Origin of the sequence: Nesterenkonia rhizosphaerae (assembly GCF_039544555.1) — a bacterium.
Taxonomy (GTDB): Bacteria; Actinomycetota; Actinomycetes; order Actinomycetales; family Micrococcaceae; genus Nesterenkonia; species Nesterenkonia rhizosphaerae.
The window spans coordinates 73,697-95,371 of the sequence record NZ_BAABLW010000002.1 but is presented as its reverse complement, the minus strand read 5'-3'; the positions used below and the strand labels follow the sequence as shown (position 1 = coordinate 95,371).

The window sequence follows — 21,675 nt, the reverse complement described above, 5'->3', positions numbered from 1 at the left end:
ATGGTCACCACCAGTATTGATCCGGAGACCGAACAACTGCGCGGCAAGGATGCTAAGAGGGCTGGTCGAGTTGCCTCGGCCGCACAGCGGAAGCTCTTGAGCATTCTCCTGTCCCTGGGAAAACGACTGCTCAGCGGAGTGCTAGTCCTGTGGGGAGCGGCCACGGTCACCTTCTTTGCCCTGCATATACCGCGCGGAGACCCCGCCCTGATGCTCCTGGGTGGCATTGAGGCCAACCCCACACCTGAGGTTCTGGCCCAGGTGGGTTCGGACTGGGGATTCGACCAGCCGGTCGTTGTCCAGTACCTCGGATACCTGAGCAGACTGACCACCGGTGATCTCGGGGTCTCATACCAGCAGCGAATGTCGGTGGTTGATGCGATCAGTGTCCAGCTCACCCCCACCATTCAGCTGGCTTTCACCGCTGCCGCTGTGTCGATTCTTCTGGCTTTGGTGGTCTCACTCGCCACGGCGAAACGCGGTCCGTTGATCACCGGAATCACGTCCAACACTTGCATTTTCCTGGCCAGCGTCCCAGGGTTCGTCATCGGAATCCTGCTGCTGTTTCTCTTCGCGGCGATCATTCCGATCTTTCCGTCCTCGGGCACCGATGGCATATCTCGGTTGGTGCTCCCGGTTCTGACATTGGCACTGTCCATCAGCGCTACGCTCATCCAGGTGCTCAGGACCGAACTGGATGAGGTCCTGGAGCAGCCGTTCATTCTTACCGCCCGTACACGCGGCCTCAGCCTGGCGTCCGCCAAACTCAAGCACGCACTGAGGCACGCTCTGGTGCCCATTGCGACCATGAGCGGCTTCATCATCGCGAACCTGCTGGGCGGCGCCGTGCTGGTCGAGACGGTCTTCAGCAGGCAGGGAATCGGAAGGGTGGCGCTGGAGGCGGTGCAGAGTCAGGACGTTCCGCTGGTCATCGGGGTGGTTCTCTTCGCAGCTTTCGTCTTCGTGATCGTCAACTTCATCGTCGACATTCTCTACACGGTGATCGACCCGCGATTGGAGACCACATGAGTACCGCTACCTCGATCACAGCGACCCTGGAGACACCCACCACCAGCCGGCGACGGCGTCCGCTGTGGCTGCGTCTGGGAATCATTACTGCCGGGCTCTACCTTCTCCTGGCAATCCTGTCTGCGCTCTTTCCGTCTGTCCTTGCGCCCCATGATCCGTACCAGGTGCATATGCGGGCGATTTTGGCCCCGCCGAGCTCGGAGCACTGGTTAGGCACTGATGAGTCAGGGCGCGATGTCCTCAGTCGACTGGTCTACGGGGCACAAGCTTCCCTGGCCATTGGTTTCGGCGCCACGGTGCTCGGCGTCGTGGCAGGAAGCTTCTTCGGCCTCCTGTCCGGGTTGGGTCCCAAATGGTTGGACACCCTCATCATGCGCGCGGTCGATTGTCTCGTAGCCGTTCCGGACATCCTGTTGGCGCTGATCGTCATCACTCTTGTCGGCGGTGGCACCATCAACACGCTCATTGCTGTGGGAATCGCGAGTATTCCGGGATACGCGCGCATCATCCGGGCGCAGACCCATCAGGTCAGGGTCTCCCCGTATATCGAAGCCTCGCGCATCCTCGGACTGAACCGTTACGAGGTCGCCGTGCGTCATGTCTTCCCGAATGCTTTCAGGCCACTGGTCTCAGTCATTGCGCTGCGGATGGGCGGAGCTATCGGTGCAGGTGCAGGCCTGAGCTTTCTGGGCCTCGGTGCGCCCCCACCTCAGGCGGAATGGGGGGCCATGATCTCCACGGCTCGTAATTTCTTGCTCACCGACCCAATGCTTGTCCTCTGGCCTGCACTCGCACTGACCTTCACGGTAGTTGCTGTGACCGTCCTCGCCCGTGAGATCAAGCAGAGACTCGAAGGGAGAAGCGTCTGATGACTGTCAAAGAACTGGAAAAGCGCCGTGCGCTCCGTGAAGCATGTGCCCCTGATACACAGTGGTCCGATCGTGGCTCATCTGAACCTGTCATTGATGTCGAAGGATTAAACGTAGATTTTCATTACGACCGTGACGGGTGGAAGCGTGTGCTGCACAATGTCAGCTTTCAGATTCGGCCCGGTGAGTGCCTTGCGCTTGTAGGGGAGTCCGGATCGGGAAAGTCGGTCACCTCGAGAACATTGGTGGGCCTGACTGGCGATAAGTCACGGGTGGAGTCACGGCGCATGCACTTCCACGGTCAGGAAGTCGGCTCCCTCTCAGATCGACAATGGCAAAGAATTCGAGGCTCCAACATCGGCTTCGTCCTGCAGGATGCGCTGTCTTCACTTGATGCGCTGCGAAAGGTCGGTCAGGAGATCGAAGAGCCACTCAAGCTCCATACCGACCTGGGCAAGGAACAGCGCAGAACGCAGGTGATCGAACTGCTGGACAAGGTCGGAGTGCCCGAGCCTGAGCTCAGGGCGCGGCAATATCCCTATGAGCTCTCGGGTGGTCAGCGTCAGCGAGCCCTGATCGCCTCCGCTATCGCAGCATCACCCGGCTTCCTCATCGCTGATGAACCCACGACAGCGCTGGACGCCACTGTCGCGGCGCAGATCCTGGAGTTGCTCAAACACCTGAAATCCGACAACGGTGCGATGCTGCTGGTGTCCCATGATCTCTCGGTGGTCTCCAACATCGCAGATCACATCGCGGTGATGAACCGCGGTGAGATCGTTGAGCACGGAAGCGCACAACAGGTCCTCTTCGACCCTCAAGACGAGTACACCAAGGCCCTTCTGGGAGCAATCCCTTCTGCGCGATCACGTGGACAGAGGCTCTCATCCGAATCCCCGTTCACCACCACTCGCAGCACAGCACGCGGTGTTGCCAGAGAGAACCGCGATGAAGCACAAAGACACGGCCACCCTTCAGCTCCGGTGATCGAGGTCGAGCACCTGACCAAACGGTTCCTAGGACCGGACGGCCAGGAACGTACAGTGGTCGACGACATCAGTCTGGACGTCAGATCGGGAGAGACCCTCGGGGTCGTCGGCGAATCAGGATCCGGCAAGACCACCCTGGCGCGAATCGTACTGGGTGTGGAAGCACCCTCGGCAGGGACCGTTCGTGTTCTCGGTGCTGAATGGGACGCCTTGCGGGGGAGAGCTCGAAAAGAGAATCGTCGCAGGGTTCAGGTGGTGTCACAGGATCCGCTGGGCTCCTTCGACCCCCGGCACACTGTCAGGAAGCTGCTGCGAGAGGCGCTCGCCGTTGCCGGCACGGTTGGCAGGACCGCAGCTGCCAGGGAGAAGGAGCTTATGGACCTCGTGCGGATCGAACATTCCGTCCTGGGGCGCAGGCCCATTGACCTTTCCGGCGGCCAGCGGCAGCGCATTGCCATCGCCCGCTCTCTCGCGCTCGACCCTGATGTGATCGTTGCTGATGAACCAGTGTCAGCCCTTGATATCTCAGTTCAGGCACAGGTGCTGGATCTCTTCTCGGATATTCAGCAGGAGTATGGGGTCGCCTATCTCTTCATCTCTCACGATCTCGGGGTGATCAACCACGTATCTGACCGGATTCTGGTGATGAAGGACGGACAGGCTGTGGAGACCGGGAACGTCGAGGAGGTCTTCGACTCCCCCCAGCAGGAGTACACCAAGACCCTCCTTCGTGCCATTCCCAGTCTGGACGAGGCACGCCGAAAGCACATTGGGCCAGCCCATCGTTCACACCAGGCACAGCTCGGACCCCTGAGGAGTAGATAACTAACCAGTGGCCACCGGCCGCTCAGGGTGATTGGCCCACTGGCTGAACGAACCCGGATACAGTGCTGCATCGAACCCGGCCAGCTGCAGGGCGAGGGTCGCGTGGGCACCGTTGATCCCGGAACCGCAGTAGCTGACTACTGGAGACTCCGGGTCCACCCCTAGGTCCAGGAAACGCTGCCGGAGGACCTCTGCGGGAAGAAAGCGGCCCTCAGCATCAACGTTCTGCACCGTGGGAGCATTCACGGCACCCGGGATATGCCCCGCACGTGAATCGATGGGCTCATGCTCGCCGGTGAAACGCTCCGCTGCCCGCACATCCAGAAGCGTTCCGTAGGCGGGGACATCGGCGACGTCGTCGATCCCCACGACCTTCTGCTTCCCGTAGTCCAGCGTCACCGCGCCGGGCTCGGGGGCCACCTCTCCGGCCTCCAGAGGGAAGCCCGCATCGGTCCATCCTTGCAGCGCGCCGTCGAGCACCCGAACATCCTCCATGCCGGCGTGACGCAACAGCCACCAGGCCCGCACGGAGGACATGTTCTTCATATCGTCATAGACCACCACGGTGTCGCCGTCGTTGAGTCCCCAAAGCCGCGCGGCCGCCTGGAGCCGCGGCAGACTGGGCAGCGGGTGCCGGCCCTCAGTCACCGGCAGTCCGTGTTCGGCCAGTTCATGGTCCATGTCCACATACACCGCGCCTGGCAGGTGTCCCCGAAGGTACTCCGGGCGACCATCAGGGCGATCCAGCCGCCATCTCACGTCCAGAATGCGCAGCTGGCGGCTGCCGGCGGACACGAGTTCATGCAGTTCCTCGGCGCTGATCAGCTGGCTCATGACCGATAGCATTCCAGATATGGCAGCAGAGCGGCAGCACACCGACCCCGATCATCGGGCCTGGCACCAAGAACTCACCGATGCGCTGGGCGAGGCGCTGATCACCGGTGAGCAAACCGCTGCTGCGACCACCGACCGTTCCGGCTGGACCGAACCGGGTCTGCCCGATGCCGTGGTCCGCGCTCGCACGGTCGCCGATATCCAGGCAACCCTGCGCATCGCCAATGCACACCGCGTGCCAGTGGTCACCAGGGGAGCAGCCACCGGACTGGCAGGCGGAGTCACCGCCGGAGCCGGGAGCATCGTGCTCGATGTCAGCGGATTGAACCGGATCCTGGAGATCGACCCCGCCGAGGCCACGGCCCGAGTCGAGACCGGCGTCATCACCGCAGATCTCGACGCCGCAGCTGGAGCCCACGGGCTGTTCTACGCCCCCGATCCCGGCAGCGTGAGCATCTCCACTATTGGAGGCAATATCGCCACCAATGCCGGAGGTCTGCGCGGTGCCAAATACGGGGTGACCCGGGACGCCGTTCTGGGGCTTGAGGTGGTCCTGGCTGATGGGCGGCTCATCCGCACCGGACGCAGCACCCTTAAAGGGGTTTCCGGCTATGACCTCACCGCGCTGTTCACCGGGTCGGAGGGAACCCTCGGCGTTATCGTCTCAGCCACTGTGCGGCTGTTGCCCATCCCGGCGGAGACTGCCACAGCGGCGGCCTATTTTCCCGACGTCGAAGCCGCCGCGGCGGCGGCAAGCGCCATAGTGACTGCCGGGGTTCGCCCCACCACACTAGAGATGGTCGACGGCGCGAGCCTGGCTGCCATTGATGAGCTCAGCGGTACCGACTATTCCCATCGCGGTGGCGCCTTCCTACTGATTCAGACCGATGGCTACGGTGCCGCCATAGAGCTGCAGCACGCTGTGGACGCGTTCCGCGCGAGAGCCACACGAGTCGATATTGCTGCCGATCCCGCTGAGGCTGAACAGCTCATCGCCGCCCGACGCCTGGCGCTGCCAGCTATTGAAGCCCGCGGCAGAATGCTCATCGAGGACATCGCGGTGCCTCGGAAGCACTTAGCCGAAGTCTGCCGGCAGATCCGCGCCATTGGAGAGAAACACGGCACTGAAGTTTACGTAGTAGCCCACGCCGGTGACGGGAACCTGCATCCGGTGTTCGTCTACCAGGGAGAGCAGAACCTCATTCCGGACAACGTCAGTCGCGCCGCCGATGAGGTCTTCCAGCTGGCCATTCGCTTCGGCGGCACTCTCACTGGTGAGCACGGCGTCGGACTGCTCAAACAGCGTTGGCTGGCTGATGAACTGGGCGAGGATGTCCTCGGGCTCTCCCACCAGGTCAAAGCGGTCTTTGATCCCCACGGGATCCTCAACCCCGGCAAAGGTATTTGAGCCCTGGTCCCAGGCTCCACCGCCGCAGGTTTCCGCCCCGGTTCGCAGGCACAACGCGTATGACGCCGGATGACATGCAGCCAGGCTGTGATCAGCGACCGGCACCACAATGGAGACTCCAGCCTGAGTAAGGAGCGCCATGTCCGGCATTAGTTTCCCCGTTGCAGACCGCCCGGTGGTGTACATCATCCACGACAACCCGGAGTGGATCCCGCCATTTAGAGACGCCTTTACCGCCGAAGGTGTGGAGTTCGTCGAATGGCTGCTGCCGGACCAGGTTCTGGATCTCAGCGCATTGCCCCCGCAGGGGATCTTCTGGTCCCGGCTTTCCGCTTCCTCCCATACCCGCACTGATCCCCACGTCAAAGAGTACGGCCGGGCGGTGCTGGCTTGGCTGGAAGCCTCCGGCCGCACCGTCATCAACGGCGCCGGGGTCTATGAGCTTGAGGTCAGCAAAGTCCGCCAGCACCGCCTACTGAGCCAACAGGGATTCCGGGTCCCGCGGACCACCGCGGTCTTCGGTCACACCGGGCTGGTCAAGGCCGCCGAGGCCTTCACCCCGCCCTTCATCACCAAGCACAACCAGGGCGGTAAGGGTCTTGGGGTGCGGCGTTTCGACTCTCATGCCGAGCTGGCAGAGGCCGCTGAAGACTTCGCTCCCGGAGGCGATAACGAACCCATCGATGGGATCACCCTCATCCAGGAGTACGTCGCTCCTGCCCAGCCGTTCATCACTCGCGCCGAGTTCATCGGCGGGGCGTTCCACTACGCCGTGAAGGTGGATATTTCCGGCGGATCATTCGAGCTCTGCCCCGCTGATGCCTGCCAGGTCACCCCTGGTCAGACTGGTATTGCCGCCGCGGTATGCAGTGTGCCCGACCATGACCACCACGACGACGGCCAGGCGGCTGCGGCGTCGTCGGCTCCGCAGTTCTCCCGGCGCGAGGAGATCACCGACCAGACCCCGCTGATCCAGCAGCTCAGTGAATTCTTGAAGTCCCAGAACATCGGGCTGGCCGGGGTGGAGTTCATCGAGACCGCCGCGGGTGAGCAGGTGGTCTACGACGTGAACACCAATACCAACTACAACCCTGCCGTGGAAAGCTCCGAGCTGGAGGCCGGGCGGTTGCCGGCCACCCGGCGGATCGCCCAGTTTCTCGGCACTGTGCTCTCTTCGGATGGTGCCTGAAGCCGTCTGAGCTGCGCCGGTCTCTTAAGCGAGCTCCTAGGTTCTGTTCAGGACATATTGGTGTCTGCGTGATCCACTCCAAAGGGCTAGCCCTTATGAGGACGATCACACGGATGTGGTGACTGTGGCACAAAGAGGCCGACGACGCGTGGTGCTGATTGCCACCGGTGGGACGATTGCGTCCCGGAGCAGTGACTCGGGGGCACGAGCCCAGGACACCGGTGAGCAGCTGCTGGAGCAGTCAGGTCTAGAGGACAGCGAACTGGATCTGGAGTCCCAAGACATCGCGGTCACCAACTCCTTCAATTTTGACCTCGGCGACCTAGCTGCGATCTGCTCGGCGGTGGCACACGCCACGAGCAGAGAGGATGTCCACGGGGTCGTGGTCACCCACGGCACCGACACCATGGAAGAGACTCTGGCCATTCTGGCGCTCACCCATCGAGGTGAGACCCCGGTGGTCCTTACCGGCGCCCAACGCAGTCCTGACCAGGCCGATTCGGACGGTCCGCGAAACCTGAGGGACGCCGTGCGCACGGCAGCCTCCGACTCGGCACGCGGCCGTGGTGTGATGCTGGTTTTCGGGGGAGCGATTCACGCCGCCTGGGGGACGAGCAAACAACAGACCCTGGCGATGCAGCCCTTTGAGCATCGCAGCGGAGGTGTCATCGGGCGGGTGTACGGCCATGCACCGTACTTCTTCTCCACCCCCGAAGCTCCTGGCCAGCGTCAGCTTCAGCTGCCTAGCGAGGGGTTCGCCCGGCTGCGAGTCGACTGCATCCTCAGCTATCCCGGGGCAGACGGGGCACTGTTGGAGGCGTCCTTGGCCGCTGGTGCCCAAGGTGCCGTCATCGCAGCTCACGGTGCCGGTAACCCGGGAAAACACCTTGTGCACGCCATCGAGCGCGCTGTGGAGGCAGGCATGCTGATCGCCGTGGGCTCCAGAGCATCAGCGGGCGCGGTAGCTCCCATCTACGGCGGCGGTGGTGCAGTAGACGCAGTCGCGGCTGGTGCCCACTTGCTCGGAGACATCCCTGTGACCCAGGCGCGCATTCTGTTGGCCCTCCTTGTGGACCAGGGCACTGTGGAACAAGCTCGAGCGGCGCTTGACGAATGGACCACACCTTTTAGAGACCTCACGTAAAACAGGACCCCCGGGGAACCGTCACCGGCAACTGAAGGTCGACTATGGAGAAAAGAGGAGCACTATGGCTAAGGAAATATTCGTCGCTTTCGGAATCGACGTCGACGCGGTCGGCGGGTGGCTGGGATCCTACGGAGGTGAGGACTCTCCCAATGACATCTCACGAGGCATCTTCGCCGGGGAGGTGGGAGTCCCGCGTCTGAACCGTCTACTGGCCAAATATGACCTGCCCAGCACCTGGTTCTGGCCAGGACACTCCATTGAGACATTCCCTGATCAGTTCGATGAGGTAGTCGCCGCCGGGCACGAGATCGGAGTGCACGGCTACAGCCACGAGAACCCCATCGCGATGACGCGCGAGCAGGAGACTGAGATCCTGACGTACTGTATCGATCTCATTGAACAGCGCTCCGGGCGGCGACCCACCGGCTACGTCGCGCCCTGGTGGGAGTTCTCCACAATCACCAATGAGCTGCTGCTCGAACAGGGCATCAAGTATGACCACTCATTGATGCACCGTGACTTTGAGCCCTATTACGTCCGCGTGGGGGACAGCTGGGAAGAGTCCAAGATCGACTATGACAAGCCGGCCAGCAGCTGGATGAAGCCGCTGATCCGCGGCACGGAGACTGATCTGGTGGAGGTTCCGGCCTCCTGGTACCTGGATGATCTGCCGCCGATGCTATTCATCAAGTCCAGCCCCAACAGCCATGGCTTCGTCAATCCCCGCCATATAGAAGAGCTGTGGCGGGACCAGTTCGACTGGGTCTACCGGGAGTCTGACTACGCGGTCTTCACCATCACCATCCACCCGGACGTCTCAGGGCGCCCACAGGTGCTGCTCATGCTGGAACGGCTCATCGAGCACATCAACAAGCATGAGGGCATCAAGTGGGCGACCTTCGACCAGATCGCAGATGACTTCCTGCAGCGCTCACCGCGCCGCAAGTGAGTCGGCCCGCGGGGGCTCGTCAGAGCTTGCCGATGGCGATCATCAGCATGCGTCGAAGCGGCTCCGCCGCGCCCCAGAGCAGCTGATCACCCACGGTAAACGCGGAGATGTACTCCGGTCCCATCTCCAGCTTCCGGATACGGCCCACCGGGATCTCCAGGCCGCCGGTCGCGGCCACCGGAGTCAGCTGGTCCATGGTCGGCTGCTTCTCATTGGGCACAACCTTGGCCCACTCAGTGCCGGCGGCCACAATCTGTTCGATCTCGGCCACCGGGATGTCCTCGCGCAGCTTCAGAGTCAGCGCCTGGGAGTGGGAGCGCAGGGCCCCGATGCGCACACACAGTGAGTCAAAGGGGATTTTCTGGCCGGCGGACTGCACTCCGGGGGCCAGGTCCTGCCCGCGTCCGAGGATCTTATTGGTCTCCACCCCGGCCTTCCATTCCTCCTTGGCCACGCCGTTGCCCAGATCGGCGTCGATCCACGGGATCAGCGACCCAGCCAGCGGGACTCCGAACTGCGAGGCGTCCAGGCCTTCGCGCTGGGCGGCGAGGACTTTACGGTCGATGTCCAGGATCGCCGCTGCGGGATCATTGAGCTCCTCGGCGACGACGTCGCGAAGACCACCGAACTGGGTCAGCAACTCGCGCATATGCTTGGCACCGCCGCCGGAGGCCGCCTGGTAGGTCATCGCCGTGCCCCACTCCACCAGATCCTGCTTGAACAGGCCGCCGAGGCCCATCAGCATGCAGGAGACGGTGCAGTTGCCACCGATGAACTCCTTGACCCCAGCGGCCAGGCCGGCGTCGATGACATCGCGGTTGATGGGATCCAGCACAATGATCGAGCTGTCTGCCATACGCAGGGTGGAGGCGGCATCGATCCACAGTCCGTCCCAGCCGGCTTCGCGCAGCTTCGGATAGACGGCCTTGGTGTAATCCCCGCCTTGGGCGGTGACGATGATCGGCAGTTTAGCCAGCGTATCGACGTCGTAGGCATCCTGCAGAGTCTTCTGCTCAGGGTCCACCCCGGGGTATTCAGGGGCGGTGCCGCCGGCATTGGAGGTGGAGAAGAACACCGGGTTGATATGGGCGAAGTCGCCCTCATCAAGCATGCGCTGGATCAGCACGGAGCCGACCATGCCGCGCCATCCGATGAGTCCCACCGCCGGGGCCTGGCCGGCACCGGTGAGCTGAGCAGAGGTATCAGGAAGCACAGAAGTCATAGTGGACAGCGTAACGAACCCAGCTCGCCAGTATTCCCATAACATCGCTGGGAAGCTGCTGGAGAAGCCGCTGCGCTCAGACACGACGGGGCTGCGGGACCGCCACCAAGAGCGTGGAGTCGTGGAAAGCTAGGAGTCGTTGTCCATCTCCTGAGCAGACTGCCGGAGGAGTTTTTTGCGGTGGAAATGGCCCCAAATGCCAGCGCCCACCCAGACCTGGCTGACAATGATCAAGGCGATACCGGCGCCCGACAGGTCATCTGAGATCAGCATGAGGGCGAAGATCACGGTTATCAGCGCCATCAGCGGAAAGAGCAGATAGGCCATAAAGCCCATCAGGACTGCGTTGGTGAAACCTGACTGGGCGGGCTGGGGCGTGAGCTCGGGCTTCTCCGTCATGCCGACAGTCTAAATGTTCAACCGCGCCGTCCCGGAGGGGGAGGGGAGTTAGCGACGTCGAGCGTAGGTTTCGAAGCGGTAGCGCACCCCGGATTCCGACGTGTCCCACTTGCCCAACCCCTGCGCGGAGCCGGCCAGCTCCCAAGCGGCGGGATCCAGCTCCGGGGCGAATGTGTCGCCCTCGATGTCTAAGTCCAGCACAGTGACCGAGGCCAGATGGGCGATGCCTTTCTCCACTGCTTCGGCGTAGATGGCACCACCGCCCATGATCCACACGGCGCTGGACTCTCCGGCCTGTTCCTGCCCGAGCGCCACAGCATCCTCCAGGCTGGAGGTGGTCAGCGCACCTTGCTGAGCCAGTTCGGCGGCGCGGGAGGTGTCTCTGGTGACCACAATGTTGCTGCGCCCCGGCAGCGGGCGGAACCGCTCAGGCAACGATTCCCAGGTCTTGCGGCCCATAATGACCGGGCAACCGGCGGTCACCGTCTTGAAGTACGCCATGTCTTCAGGGACGTGCCACGGCATAGTTCCGTGACGTCCGATGACGCGGTCTGGGGTTTGTGCCCAGATCACACCTACCGCTGCGCTCATACTGCGACGACAGCTTTGATAGTGGGATGCGGGTCATAGTTAAGCACTTCGAAGTCCTCGTACTGGTAGTCCAGCAGGGACTGTGGCTGCCGGGTGATGTGCAGCTGCGGGTAGGGGCGGGCTTCCCGAGAGAGTTGCTCGCGAACCTGCTCGATGTGGTTGTCATAGATGTGGCAATCGCCGCCGGTCCAGATGAACTCGCCGGGTTCCAGACCGGTCTGCTGTGCCACCATGAGCGTCAGCAGTGAGTAGCTGGCGATGTTGAAGGGCACGCCTAGGAACATATCGGCGCTGCGCTGGTAGAGCTGGCAGGAGAGTTTGCCATCAGCCACGTAGAACTGGAAGAGGATGTGGCAGGGCGGCAGCGCCATCTCTTCGATCTGGGACGGGTTCCACGCGGTGACCAGGTGGCGTCGTGAGTCGGGATTAGCTTTCAGCTGTTCCACTAGTGTGCTGATCTGGTCGATGCTCTCCCCAGTGGGGGTGGGCCAGGAGCGCCACTGCACGCCGTAGACCGGCCCGAGATCGCCGTTCTCGTCGGCCCATTCGTTCCAGATGCGGACTCCGCGCTCCTGCAGCCAACGGACATTTGAGTCCCCGCGGAGGAACCACAGCAGCTCCAGGGCTACGGATTTGAAGTGCACCCGTTTGGTGGTGATGAGCGGGAAGGAATCTGCGAGATCGAACCGGATCTGGCGTCCGAAGACGCTGGTGGTCCCGGTGCCGGTGCGGTCTGACTTCTTGGTTCCATGGGCCAGCACATCGGCCAGCAGGTCTTCATAGGGCGTGGGGATCGCTGAGCTCACGCGGCTCAGCTTACCGCCTGGTTCTTGCGATATTCGGGGTAGCGCTTCAAGTAGTGGTCAATGTAACTGCATTCTGAGGTGAACCGCCGGTCCTCAGCGATGAGCCTGTCCAGCAGCAGGGTCACCAGGCAGCGGGCGTAGCCTTGACGGCCGAAGCGCTCATTGATGATGGTGTGCATCAGCCGGGTCACCGGGATGCCGCCGCGGTCCTCGAGGGCGTAACCGATGAAGCCGATGAACGTGCGTTCACCGTCGATGGTGTCCCACAGCTCGGCCCGGCAACGGTCCTCGTCGATGACGAGTTCGGCCGCTGGGTGCACATTCTTCTGCTCGGGGCCGGAGGCGGTGGTGTTGCGGCGTTTGGCCAGGGGATGTCTCACCATTTCCCCAGAGTAGCCAGTGCCGTGACGGATGTCACTAGCCAAACGTGCGCGGAGAGGGCTTCCCGCGGCTGGGAGCTGGGGAGGGGCCACGGCAACCACAGTGAGTGGTCATTTCGTCCATTAAAGCGGGCGTATTTGGCCGGTTATTACGGACAAACTGACCACTCACTTACGGGACAGCGGGGTTTCCCCGCCCGCGGAACTAACTCAGTCCTCGAACGGTTCGTAAATCTCCAGGGACACGACTTCCCCGCCGCGATCTACCGCCTGTTGTCCGACGACGATAGCCCCTGGTGCCAGGTAGGGATCCTCGTGCGGCAGCGCCACGCTGACCTCGTCCTGCTTGATCCAGCGGGAGAGCTCGTTGAGCACGATCGGCAGTACCGGCCGGTGGGTGCAGATCAGCGAGGGCTGGATCAGTTCAAGCGACTTCTTCACTCGCCCGGTGGTTTTCGCCGGCTGCTGGCGCGCCCGTTTCTCGGTGAGGGAGCGGCGGTAGCGGATCTTATGCCGGTGGAGTTTTACGTAGGGGGCTATGGTCTCGGCGCAGCGCTTCCACGGGCTGCAATGCAGCAGGCGAGGCCGCCAGGCGGTCAGCAGCTTTTCCACTGATTTGGCCTGACGCTTGCCGGTGGCCGCTAGTGGGCGCTCAGATTCTGAGCGTGACCAGGTGGAGCGCGGTTTAGCTTTTGCGTGGCGGAGCACGATGAACGGCACTGTGCGCAGGCTATTGCTTTCATGGAGCCGCTGAAGCTCTTCCAGGGGGATGATGTCGCCTTCGCTGCTGAGCATTTCCCGGGCCTCCGCGGGGCTGACCCAGCGCACTTCATCGGTTTCGTCCCCGTCTGGCTGTGGCTTGCCCTGGGCGATTTCTGCCGCCCAGTACCACACCTCTTTGGGTTTGCCGTTGACGGTGTAGTGAGTCACCGGCAGCGGCATGCCGAGCCGTACTTTGGCGCCGACTTCTTCGCTGACTTCACGGACGGCGCATTCGGGGAGAGTTTCGCCCTCGTCGAGCTTCCCTTTGGGGAAGGACCAGTCGTCATAGCGGGGGCGGTGGATGACCAGCACCTGCAGTTGGCCTTTGTGGAGCCGCCAGCAGAGGGCGCCTGCGGCGAGGATGTCGGCGGTGGTGCCTTCATCAGCCACAGTGGAGGTACGTCGGCGCGGCACAGCGGTCATGCTCTGCAGGGAGGTCACGTGTGAAAGATACCAGCCGTAGCCCGCGTCGCTGACCACAGCCCCGCTCGTGAAGCAGGACGACGACGTCGCTCAGCTGATCTCTGCGGATGCCTCCGCCCCGGGGGCGTACTGGGTGTCCACGTCCCAGACGGTGAACCCGAGTTTCTTGTACAGCTGGGCAGCAGCAGTGTTGGAGGCATCCACGTAGAGGATGATGGCGTCCACGTTCTGTCCGCGCAGATAGTTGATCCCTGCGGCCGTCAGTGAGGCGCCAAGCCCGCGGCCCTGAGCCTGCGGTGCCACGCCCACTACATAGACTTCACCGAGCACCTCACCGGGCTGGTTCGGGGCGATTTTGGTCCAGTGAAAGCCCAGCAGTTCCCCGTCTTCTTCAGCCAGCAGGAACCCTTCCGGGTTGAACCAATCGGAGTCGATGCGCGCTTGCAGGTCCTGCTGGGTCAGCTGACCCTGTTCCGGGTGGTCAGCAAAAGCTGCGGCGTTGACGGCCAGCCAGGCGGCGTCGTCTTCTCCTGCGACGAAGCTGCGGAGCCTGACCCCGTCCGGGAGGGTTAGCTGCGGTGCGTCTACGCTGTTTTCCAGGCGCATCCGCCACAGCTCACGCACCGGGGACCAGCCGAAGCGCTGTGCCAGTCGGGGGGCCGCTGGATGCTCACCGTGGGCCCAGGCTCGAGCACCGGCAGCGCGATCCGTGGAGCTGCTCAGGGAGCTTTCCAGCAGCTGAGCCAGCTGGATGGCGATCTGCTGGCCGCGGTGATCGGGGTGCACCGCCAATTCCAGTACATCGGGGGTTTCTTCGCCCGGGGTGTTGTCACCGAGGACGACGACGCCGGCCCCGACCAGATGTTCGGCTCCGCCGCCTGGGGTTCTAGTGCCTTCTGCGGTGGAAGATTCGGTCACTGTCCCGGGGGGCTGCCAGGCAGCAGCGAGGGCCACAGAGCCTGGCCGGCGCAGTGCTACCAGGGTCTGCTCGGAGAAGGGCGGGGCGCTGTCGGCCTGCTGGGCATCGGCGGCCAGGGCGGTGACGGCGTCCAGCTGCTCGGTGCTGAGTGGTTCGGCGCTGAGGGGTCCGGCGATGAGGTCCAGACGGAGAGTTGCGTGCTGACTCATAGCCCCACTGTAGACCCGCCCGCTGAGCGCTTGCAGGGCAGTTCAGGCTGCGTCGATGTCGTCGCGGTCGTTGTCTTCGTGGCCGCTGCCTTCGATGAGCAGCCGGTAGCCGACATTGCGTACGGTGCCGATGAGCGACTCGTGCTCGGGCCCCAGTTTTGCGCGCAGTCGACGGATATGCACGTCCACGGTGCGAGTACCGCCGAAGTAGTCATAGCCCCAGACATCATGGAGCAGCCGGTCGCGGGTGAAGACCTGCCCCGGGTGCAGTGCGAGATGCTTGAGCAGCTCGAATTCCTTATAGGTGAGGTTCAGCAGCTTGCCATGGATGGTGGCCATATAGGTGGTCTCATCAATGACGATGGCGCCTGCGCGGATCTCCCCATTTGGTACCTCGTCCTCGGCCTCCACCGCTGCCATGCGCAGCCGGGCGTCGACTTCGCCGGGGCTTGCGCCGGTGAGGATGAAGTCGTCGGCCTGCCAGGTTTCATTGAGGGTCGCCAGTCCGGACTCACTGACCACCACTATGACGGGTGAGAGCATGGATGATTTCACCAGCTGGCACAGTGAGCGCGCATGGGCCAGATTGGTGCGCGCGTCGATCAGGGTGATGTCCACATTGGGTGCCCGCACAATGCTGGAGGCCTCCGCTGGGAACGAGCGAACACGATGGTTGAGCAGCTCAAGCGAGGGCAGCGCGGCTTCCGGGGCGTCAGAGAGCAGAAGCACCTGAGCCATCGGTAGTCCTCCCTCTGCGGTGTGCGCGTTCAGTGGTTCACTCTGCCGCAGCCCTTTCCGGGTGCACCAGTCCAGGTGAGCGGCTCGCTCAGTACCAATATTCCGCAATGCGAAATGATGTTTGAGTGATCCGGTGATGAGTATAGCCGTGACCAGATCTCCGGCTCTGGCAGGATGGGTTGCGTGAAGTATCTGCCCGTGGCCGCTGCTGCCCTGCTCGCCTCTGCCGCGCTCGCGGTGTCCTCCTGGTTGGGGGTGTGGCCGCTGACTGCCGTGGTGGGGATGATCTGCCTGATGGTTGCTCTGGGCTGGCCTCAGCTGATGGGGGTGACAGCCCGCCGTTCGCTCTCTGCCGTCATCCTCTGCGCAGGTGTGGTTGCCGCAGTCGGGGCGGCCATCGTCGAGCGGGTGGAGAGCCTCTTCTTCTGGTCCTCCGTGGCCCTGGCCTTCGGGGTGATGGTGGTCTTCATCATCCAAGTGCTGCGCGGCACCGGGCGTCCGCACCGGCTGGAGTCCACCCTCGGTGCCTGCGCTGGAGTTCTGGTGACCACGACGGCTGCAGGATGGGTGGCAGGCCTGCGCTATCCGGCCGGTATGGCCGGTGCAGGCGACGGCGGTCTGGGGCTGCTGCGTGTACGCGGACTGCTTCCCTACGAAAACGGCAGCGTACTGGGCGTGACCGGTCCCGGCGGTGAGCTCTCAGTGGTGGCATTGGCCTCCTTCGCACTGCTGGCCGGTGCCTTAGTGGCGTGCCTGCCGGTGCGTGATGCGGTGGTGCTTCCGCTGACCGTACTGAGTGCCTTCGCCGCAGCGCTGGGCACCGCCCTCTTCTGGGGGGAGCTGACTCTGCTCTTCGCCGGTGTGCTCGGTTTGGCCGCCGGGGCACTACTGGCCTGCTTCCGGCGTTTCCTGGTGTTACAGGGCCCACCTGCCGGGCGACTCTCGGCCATGGCGGTGGGGGCGGCACCCATTGCGGCTATGGGAGCCTTCGTCTACTTCACTGAACGCCTGCTCTTCGCGTGAACGGTTAGGATGGTCCCATGACTGAAGCACAGATTCTCGCGCTGGAGATTTTCTTCATTGGCCTGCTGGTGCTGGTGACCATCCTCATCGCCTACATCTCCTATGTGGTGCTCTCCCGCCTCTACAAGGGTCAGCGCTGATCCTTCCGTGACATACACGTCACCACTGCTGAAGCGCCCGGGCGCTGTGGAGGGCGGCGCGCCCGATGCTGGTGTTGCCGCACATTACGGCAACCCGGTGAAGGAACAGCGCGCACTGGACGCCGGCAAGGGCGCCGTCGACCTCTCCCACTATTCGGTAGTCACCATCACCGGTGAGGACCGTCTCTCCTGGCTGACTACGCTTTCATCCCAGCAGCTCACCGGCCTTCAGCCTGGTGAATCCAGCGAACTGCTGCTGCTTGATATCTCCGGACGTATTGAGCAGGCCCCTGCCGTCACCGACGACGGCGAGACCACCTGGCTCATCACCGAATCCTCACACGGGCCGCTTCTGGCCTCGTGGTTGGACTCCATGAAGTTCATGCTGCGCGTGGAGATCACTGACCGCAGCGCTGAATATGCGGTGATCGGTTCCACCCGCCCGCTGCCTGAGGGTGTCTCGGTTATGGTCTCCCACTGGGAGGATCCCTGGCCCCGACTTGCACCCGGTGCCGCCTCCTATGCAGAAGTGGACGACGACGCCCACCCGGGGCTTGACTGGCACTGGCACCTGAACGTCATCCCGCGTGAGAATCTTGAAGCCGCTGTGGCCACACTGGAGGAGCAGGGATGGCAGCTGGCCGGCTCGCAGGCGGCCGAGGCACTCCGCATTGCCGCGTGGCGCCCCCGGCTGGCCCGCGAAGTAGATGACAAGGCCATCCCCCACGAACTGGACCTGATCCGCACCGCTGTGCATTTGAGCAAGGGGTGTTATAAGGGCCAGGAGACTGTCGCACGGGTGCATAACCTGGGGCACCCGCCCCGCCGGTTGGTCTTCCTGCACCTGGATGGCACCGAGCACACACTGCCCACTCCCGGTGCGCAGGTGCTGGCACCAACTGACGCGACAGACACTGCTGCACTCGCCGGCGAGCGCCCGGTGGGTGTGGTGACCTCAGCGGCACGTCACCATGAAGCCGGCCCCATCGCTCTGGCCCTGGTCAAACGCAAGGTGGACCCCGCACAGCAGCTGGTGGTCCGCGATGTTCTCACTTCAGCTGGTGATGCAGAGCCGGCTGATGGTCCTGGGCCGGTTGCTGACGCAGAGCCGGTTGCCGATACCGGGGCCGAAACGCAGCAGCAGACCGTGTTCTACGCGGCTGCCCAGGAAGTCATCGTGCGCCCTGATGCAGGCCAGGCGGTTGGCCGCCCGCAGGGCAACTTCGTCCGCCGCCCCCGTTAGCCGCTCCAGAGCTGAAGGTCCGCCCCGACGCCGGGGTATTGGGGCTGCTACTGCTCCGGAGACAACACCACGGTGGTCTGGGAGCCGGCCGGAACAAAGCTCAGCGATCGCGCCAGCCTCGCTGATCCCGGGGAGCTCAGTGCAGCCCGCCACTGCGGGATCAACCCCTCGTCCAGTGCTTCCTGCACTGCAACCGACGCAATGCTGGCGGCGTATCCGCGCATGCGGTGCTGCGGATGCGTGAGGACGCCTACATGCCCGAGCATGTGATGCCACACCTCCCAGCCGGCCCCAGCCAGTGGCAGATGCCCCGAGAAGCCAGCGGCCGCGGCGTCGTTCCCGCTCTGTCCCTCCGCCTCGGCAGACGTGCCCCGGTGTACGACAGGCTGCCCGGGCTGCTCAGTGACGAGGGTGGCTGCCCATTCAGCTTTACGAAGCCCAGAGAGGGCCACATCATCGGCGGGGGAGTGGGTCAGGAGAGCATCGAGGTGCTCAGACTCATGCGAGACCACCGTGCCCTCCGGATGCAGCGGCGCGAGGCCGGTATAGGAGGCTTGATCGCCGTAGAGTAGCTCTGCCTGGCCCAGCGAACGGGCCGAGACATCATGTTGGCGGGCCACATCCAATAGGGTGCTCTCCTGCACCAGCTGCGCATCCGGGAGACCGTGTGCGCGCGCCAGCAGTTCCGGCGGCCCGTAAAGGACGGTTCGGTCAAAGAGTCGTACCAGCATGAGGGCACCGGCGCCATCTTCACCGGCCTCGATGCGTGAACCGGCAGGGGCGGACTCGATCCGATCATCCGGTAGCTTCAGCATCCGGGACCAGACCAGCTGGATGATGCTCTGGGTCTGCTCGGTAAGGTGCATCGTTATACGCTACCGCTTTGCGCGGCGTCGGCCCTGTGCCTTTCCGCTAGGCCTTACCCCTGAGCGGTACCGTTGTGCCCCAACTGCTGTGTCCTACCGCTGGGCCCCACCCTTTGTGACCCAGCACGGTGCGGTTCCCGTTTTACCATCCCAAATTCGCATTACCATGCCGTATCCGGGATGGTAATGCGAAAAACGGATGGTAAAACGAGACTGGTGCCCCGCGCCGAGGCAGGACACCAGTTGTAGTTGATTGACGTTGCTTGAAGCCGCTTATAACGGCTGCACCCGTGACCGCGGGAGGCGAATCAGCGGCCGAAGAGAATCTTGGCCTCTTCATAGCGTTCAGCAGGAACAGTCTTGAGACCGTCCAGTGCCTCAGCAAGGTCCACCTTGATGATCTCAGTGCCACGCAGCGCGGCCATATGGCCCCAAGCGCCCTCGTGGACCAGATCCAGGGCCTTAATGCCAAAGCGGGTGGCCAGCACACGGTCATAACCGGTGGGGTTGCCGCCGCGCTGGATATGCCCCAGCGTGGTGTTCCGGGTCTCGATCCCGGTGCGCTCTTCGATCTGCGCGGTGATCCACTCACCGATCCCGCCCAGGCGGGGGCGGCCGTCGGCTTCCTGCCCCTTACCTGCCAGGGCCTCTTCAGCGCCTTCGGGGATGAAGCCCTCGGCGATGACGACCAGTGGGGACCGCCCACGCGAATGCACCTGCTCCACCCACTCGCAGACCTGGTCGATATCGACGCGCTGCTCCGGGATGAGAATCGCATGCGCACCGGCAGCCATGCCCGAGTGCAGCGCGATCCAGCCCACGTGACGCCCCATGACTTCGGCGACCATCGCGCGGTGGTGGGATTCACCGGTGGTGCGCAGCCGGTCCATGGCGTCGGTGGCGATAGAAATCGCGGTATCGAAGCCGAAGGTGTAGTCGGTGGCTTTGAGGTCATTGTCGATGGTCTTGGGAACACCCACCACCGGGATGCCGTCATCGGCCAGCCGCTTGGCTCCGGCCAGAGTGCCTTCGCCGCCGATGGCGATCACGGCGTCGACGTCGTGACGTTTCAGCTGCTTGGCAATGTTCTCCGGCCCGCCCTTGGGGTGGTTATACGGGTGGGTGCGGGAGGTGCCCAGAATAGTGCCGCCTTCGCGTGCGATACCGCGCACATCGTGGCGGGTCAGCTCGGTGTAGTCGGCTTCGATGATGCCGCGCCAACCGGCTTTGAATCCTACGAATTCATCGCCGAAGCTCTTCACCCCGTGCAGCACGGCCGAGCGGATCACCGCGTTCAGGCCAGGGCAGTCACCGCCGGAAGTCAGCAGTCCGATGCGCATATACAGCTCATTCCCTTCAATCTCGCATTCACGAGCCTGACGTCATCGGCAGGGCATGTTCAATCTCTTAGTCTATGCACCCGCCGTGGCTGTGGCGACCGCCAGGAGCGGACTCACACCCCAGCAGGGATAACTGCTTATTTGCTGCCCAGCAGTGCCCGGATGCGCTCGATGCCAGTCACCAGGTCCTCGTCCCCCAGGGCGTAGGACAGCCGCAGGTATCCGCTGGGACCGAAGGCCTCACCAGGTACGACGGCGACCTTCGCCTTCTCCAGGATCAGCTCAGCCAGCTCCGCCGACGTTGTGGGGGTCACCCCGTCATAGTCCTTATCCAGGGCCTGGCGCACATCCACATACGCGTAGAAGGCCCCTTCGGGAACCGGGCATTCGAAGCCGGCCACGCTGTTGAGCGCCTCGACCATGAGCTTGCGGCGGCGGTCGAAGGCCTCACGCATCTGCTCCACCGGCTCGGTGGGTCCTGTGACCGCGGCCAGGGCGGCCAGCTGGGACACATTGGCCACATTGGAGGTGAGGTGGGTCTGCAAGGTGGTGGCAGCTTTGATGATGTCCGCCGGACCCACCATCCATCCCACGCGCCAGCCGGTCATCGCGTAAGTCTTGGCAACACCGGAGAGGATCACCACCTGGTCCGCCAGCTCCGGAAGGGAAGCGATCGACGTGAAGGGCACGCCGTCGTAGGTCAGCTTTTCGTAGATCTCATCGGTGATGACCCAGAGGCCGTTCTGTGCCGCCCAACGACCGATCGCGTAAGTCTCCTCCGGGGAGTAGACCGCACCGGTGGGGTTCGACGGCGAGACGAACATCAGCACTTTGCTGCGCTCAGTCCGGGCCGCTTCCAGCTGCTCCACGGTGACCTTGAAGCCCTGTTCAGGACCGGCGAAAACCTCCACCGGAGTGCCTCCGGCGAGCTTGATGGCCTCCGGGTAGGTGGTCCAGTAGGGCGCGGGCAGGATGACCTCATCGCCGGGATCCACCAGCGTCGCCAAGGACGCGTAGACAGCCTGTTTCCCGCCGTTGGTGACCAGTACTTGAGAGGCCTCGGCCTGGAAGCCGGAGTCCCGAGTGGTTTTCTCTGCCAGAGCCTGCCGAAGTGCCGGCAGCCCGGCGGCGGGGGTGTACTTGTGGTTCTTCGGATCCTTGGCTGCCTCGACGGCAGCCTCCACCACATGCTGCGGGGTCGGGAAGTCCGGCTCCCCGGCGCCAAAACCGATGACGTCCTCGCCTGCCGCTTTCAGTGCCTTGGCCTTGGCATCCACCTTCATAGTGGCGGACTCGGCGATCGAGCCGATGCGGGCGGAAACTCGGGAGGCGGGGGAGGTCATGGAGGTCCTTTCTGGCCCTAAAACACTATGCC

22 protein-coding genes are annotated in these 21,675 nt (G+C 63.5%); 10 read left to right on the top strand and 12 right to left on the bottom strand.

Translation table 11 applies throughout. From position 1 onward, the window contains the following. From ABEA23_RS01975 to ABEA23_RS01965, 3 genes are read left to right on the top strand one after another with little or no spacing between them, the layout of a single operon-like run. The gene (locus ABEA23_RS01975) at positions 1 to 1,029 is read left to right on the top strand and encodes an ABC transporter permease (RefSeq protein WP_345476417.1); all 1,029 of its coding nucleotides are present in this window, start codon (positions 1 to 3) and stop codon (positions 1,027 to 1,029) included. Beyond that, a complete protein-coding gene (locus ABEA23_RS01970) occupies positions 1,026 to 1,898 on the top strand; it encodes an ABC transporter permease (RefSeq protein WP_345476416.1) in 873 nt (290 codons plus the stop codon). The genes ABEA23_RS01975 and ABEA23_RS01970 overlap by 4 nt, the downstream gene beginning before the upstream one ends. Further along, a complete protein-coding gene (locus ABEA23_RS01965; protein ID WP_345476415.1) occupies positions 1,898 to 3,712 on the top strand; it encodes a dipeptide ABC transporter ATP-binding protein in 1,815 nt (604 codons plus the stop codon). The genes ABEA23_RS01970 and ABEA23_RS01965 overlap by 1 nt, the downstream gene beginning before the upstream one ends. Here the strand turns inward: ABEA23_RS01965 and ABEA23_RS01960 are convergent, their stop codons facing one another. Further along, a complete protein-coding gene (locus ABEA23_RS01960) occupies positions 3,713 to 4,546 on the bottom strand; it encodes a sulfurtransferase (RefSeq protein WP_345476414.1) in 834 nt (277 codons plus the stop codon). 19 nt (positions 4,547 to 4,565) lie between these two features. On the opposite strand from ABEA23_RS01960, the gene ABEA23_RS01955 reads away from it, so the two are divergent. From ABEA23_RS01955 to ABEA23_RS01940, 4 genes are all read left to right on the top strand, one after another. Then, on the top strand, positions 4,566 to 5,954 hold the full coding sequence (locus ABEA23_RS01955; protein ID WP_345476413.1) for an FAD-binding oxidoreductase: 1,389 nt from the start codon (positions 4,566 to 4,568) through the stop codon (positions 5,952 to 5,954). Positions 5,955 to 6,093: 139 nt separating this feature from the next. After that, on the top strand, positions 6,094 to 7,143 hold the full coding sequence (locus ABEA23_RS01950) for an ATP-grasp domain-containing protein (RefSeq protein ID WP_345476412.1): 1,050 nt from the start codon (positions 6,094 to 6,096) through the stop codon (positions 7,141 to 7,143). Positions 7,144 to 7,267: 124 nt separating this feature from the next. Next, positions 7,268 to 8,287: an asparaginase gene (locus tag ABEA23_RS01945; protein WP_345476411.1), complete on the top strand. Its 1,020-nt coding sequence runs from the start codon at positions 7,268 to 7,270 to the stop codon at positions 8,285 to 8,287. Between the two features lie 64 nt (positions 8,288 to 8,351). Then, positions 8,352 to 9,239, top strand: coding sequence for a polysaccharide deacetylase family protein (locus tag ABEA23_RS01940; RefSeq protein ID WP_345476410.1), 888 nt, complete (start codon positions 8,352 to 8,354; stop codon positions 9,237 to 9,239). Positions 9,240 to 9,258: 19 nt separating this feature from the next. Here the strand turns inward: ABEA23_RS01940 and asd are convergent, their stop codons facing one another. From asd to ABEA23_RS01900, 8 genes are all read right to left on the bottom strand, one after another. Further along, entirely contained in the window at positions 9,259 to 10,461 is a 1,203-nt protein-coding gene (gene asd / locus ABEA23_RS01935) for an aspartate-semialdehyde dehydrogenase (protein WP_345476409.1), read from the bottom strand. A 129-nt stretch (positions 10,462 to 10,590) separates the two neighbouring features. Continuing rightward, positions 10,591 to 10,860 (bottom strand): NF038396 family protein, encoded by a 270-nt coding sequence (locus tag ABEA23_RS01930; RefSeq protein ID WP_345476408.1) that lies wholly within the window; start codon positions 10,858 to 10,860, stop codon positions 10,591 to 10,593. A 48-nt stretch (positions 10,861 to 10,908) separates the two neighbouring features. After that, entirely contained in the window at positions 10,909 to 11,451 is a 543-nt protein-coding gene (locus tag ABEA23_RS01925) for a dihydrofolate reductase (protein ID WP_345476407.1), read from the bottom strand. Further along, a complete protein-coding gene (locus tag ABEA23_RS01920; RefSeq protein ID WP_345476674.1) occupies positions 11,448 to 12,266 on the bottom strand; it encodes a thymidylate synthase in 819 nt (272 codons plus the stop codon). The genes ABEA23_RS01925 and ABEA23_RS01920 overlap by 4 nt, the downstream gene beginning before the upstream one ends. After that, positions 12,263 to 12,640: a GNAT family N-acetyltransferase gene (locus ABEA23_RS01915; RefSeq protein WP_260072556.1), complete on the bottom strand. Its 378-nt coding sequence runs from the start codon at positions 12,638 to 12,640 to the stop codon at positions 12,263 to 12,265. Before ABEA23_RS01915 ends, ABEA23_RS01920 begins: the two co-directional genes overlap by 4 nt. A gap of 207 nt (positions 12,641 to 12,847) precedes the next feature. Beyond that, the gene (locus ABEA23_RS01910) at positions 12,848 to 13,840 is read right to left on the bottom strand and encodes an NUDIX hydrolase (protein WP_345476406.1); all 993 of its coding nucleotides are present in this window, start codon (positions 13,838 to 13,840) and stop codon (positions 12,848 to 12,850) included. Positions 13,841 to 13,912: 72 nt separating this feature from the next. Beyond that, the gene (gene mshD, locus ABEA23_RS01905) at positions 13,913 to 14,950 is read right to left on the bottom strand and encodes a mycothiol synthase (protein ID WP_345476405.1); all 1,038 of its coding nucleotides are present in this window, start codon (positions 14,948 to 14,950) and stop codon (positions 13,913 to 13,915) included. Between the two features lie 42 nt (positions 14,951 to 14,992). Beyond that, on the bottom strand, positions 14,993 to 15,688 hold the full coding sequence (locus ABEA23_RS01900; RefSeq protein ID WP_345476404.1) for a response regulator transcription factor: 696 nt from the start codon (positions 15,686 to 15,688) through the stop codon (positions 14,993 to 14,995). Between the two features lie 183 nt (positions 15,689 to 15,871). Between ABEA23_RS01900 and ABEA23_RS01895 the strand changes: the two genes are divergently transcribed. From ABEA23_RS01895 to ygfZ, 3 genes are read left to right on the top strand one after another with little or no spacing between them, the layout of a single operon-like run. Beyond that, positions 15,872 to 16,711, top strand: a complete 840-nt coding sequence (locus ABEA23_RS01895; protein WP_345476403.1) for a hypothetical protein — start codon at positions 15,872 to 15,874, stop codon at positions 16,709 to 16,711. Positions 16,712 to 16,728: 17 nt separating this feature from the next. Beyond that, a complete protein-coding gene (locus ABEA23_RS01890) occupies positions 16,729 to 16,851 on the top strand; it encodes a hypothetical protein (protein WP_267878916.1) in 123 nt (40 codons plus the stop codon). 7 nt (positions 16,852 to 16,858) lie between these two features. Then, positions 16,859 to 18,094, top strand: coding sequence for a CAF17-like 4Fe-4S cluster assembly/insertion protein YgfZ (gene ygfZ, locus ABEA23_RS01885; protein ID WP_345476402.1), 1,236 nt, complete (start codon positions 16,859 to 16,861; stop codon positions 18,092 to 18,094). A gap of 47 nt (positions 18,095 to 18,141) precedes the next feature. On the opposite strand, the gene ABEA23_RS01880 is transcribed toward ygfZ, so the two are convergent. From ABEA23_RS01880 to ABEA23_RS01870, 3 genes are all read right to left on the bottom strand, one after another. After that, on the bottom strand, positions 18,142 to 18,960 hold the full coding sequence (locus ABEA23_RS01880) for a GNAT family N-acetyltransferase (protein ID WP_345476401.1): 819 nt from the start codon (positions 18,958 to 18,960) through the stop codon (positions 18,142 to 18,144). A 308-nt stretch (positions 18,961 to 19,268) separates the two neighbouring features. After that, positions 19,269 to 20,300: a 6-phosphofructokinase gene (locus tag ABEA23_RS01875; protein ID WP_044493816.1), complete on the bottom strand. Its 1,032-nt coding sequence runs from the start codon at positions 20,298 to 20,300 to the stop codon at positions 19,269 to 19,271. Between the two features lie 137 nt (positions 20,301 to 20,437). Further along, entirely contained in the window at positions 20,438 to 21,643 is a 1,206-nt protein-coding gene (locus tag ABEA23_RS01870) for a pyridoxal phosphate-dependent aminotransferase (protein WP_345476400.1), read from the bottom strand. Positions 21,644 to 21,675 lie beyond the last annotated feature (32 nt).